Consider the following 1,532-nt stretch of genomic DNA (forward strand, 5'->3'; position numbering starts at 1 on the left):
CGTTATCGTTATCCGATTAGATACCGCGCAACAATTCGTTCACGCTGGTTTTCGCACGGGTTTGCGCGTCCACGCGTTTGACGATAACCGCGCAGTAGAGGCTGTGGCTGCCGTCTTTGGAAGGCATGCTGCCGGATACGACAACCGAACCTGCCGGTACGCGGCCTTGATAGATTTCGCCGGTAGTACGGTCAAAGATTTTGGTGGATTGACCGATGAATACGCCCATAGAAATCACGCTGCCTTCTTCGACAATCACGCCTTCGACGATTTCAGAACGCGCGCCGATGAAGCAGTTGTCTTCAATAATGGTCGGGCTGGCTTGCAGAGGCTCGAGTACGCCGCCGATGCCGACGCCGCCGCTCAAGTGCACGTTTTTACCGATTTGTGCGCAAGAGCCGACAGTCGCCCAAGTATCAACCATCGCACCTTCGTCAACGTATGCGCCGATATTGACATAAGAAGGCATCAATACGACATTTTTCGCCACAAAGCTGCCGCGGCGGGCAACCGCACCCGGAACTGCGCGGAAACCTGCGCTGCGGAATTCGTCTTCCGACCAATCGGCAAATTTAGTCGGCACTTTGTCGAAGTATTTGTTCACACCGTCGTTGAGGATTTCATTGTCCTGAATGCGGAAAGACAGCAATACAGCTTTTTTCGCCCATTCGTTGACTTTCCACTCGCCCACGCCCAGACGCTCGGCAACGCGCAGTTTGCCGGAGTCGAGTTGATGAATGGTTTCCAAAACCGCTTCACGCACTTCTGGGGTAACGGTATTCGGATTGATTTCGGCACGGTTTTCAAAAGCCGTTTCAATGATGTTTTGCAAAGACATGTTGATTCCTTCAAGAGATCAGGGCCGTCTGAAATCTATTCAGGCCACCCTATTACAAATATTTAACTTGTTATTTTGCCATGTAAAAGCGATTTCGTCAGCTATTAACATGATTATCGCCGAGCGTTACACGGCTGGATTTCGGCTAAGCCAAGATTTTCAGACGGCCTGTTCAAGTGAATGGAATCGCATTTATTTTCCAACCGGTTTCCCAGCCGCAATATGCAAACTGTCGATTCTGCCGACACGCCGTGCCGATAAATCAATCTTTGCCGCCAATCTTTTGCAGAAGATTTTCAGCCACCACGCCGCATTCGATATTCCGCTTTAACGGTTTCGCGTTCAAATCCTTCAAGGCCGTCTGAAAGTCGGCAAAATCCATCAACCGCGAACTGAAACGGCGCATATGTTCGGTATCCTGCTGACAGTCTATCAGCGCAACGCCCAAATCCGCCAAAAACGGTACGGCGCGGGCAAACGCAATCTTGGACGCATCGGGAAGCAAGGCAAACATCGACTCGCCATAAAACACGCAGCCGATTTGCACGCCGTAAAACCCGCCTGCCAATTGCATTTCACCTTGCTCATCCGGTAGCCAGCATTCAAACGAATGCGCATGCCCCTGATGGTGCAGCTTCAAATAGGCCGTCTGAAACGCAGGTTCTATCCACGTTCCGTCCTGTTCCGGACGCGG

The 1,532-nt window shown here is 51.5% G+C and carries 2 protein-coding genes; both read right to left on the reverse strand.

Annotated elements, in window-relative coordinates; all coding sequences use genetic code 11:
- Positions 1-16: 16 nt before the first annotated feature.
- Positions 17-838 (reverse strand): 2,3,4,5-tetrahydropyridine-2,6-dicarboxylate N-succinyltransferase, encoded by an 822-nt coding sequence (gene dapD / locus ACTHS3_RS08880; protein WP_004520923.1) that lies wholly within the window; start codon positions 836-838, stop codon positions 17-19.
- 262 nt (positions 839-1,100) lie between these two features.
- Positions 1,101-1,532, reverse strand: a 432-nt coding sequence (locus tag ACTHS3_RS08885) for a leucyl/phenylalanyl-tRNA--protein transferase (protein WP_440367723.1), incomplete at its 5' end; no start/stop codon positions are given.

This window comes from Neisseria sp. P0009.S007 (assembly GCF_051962515.1).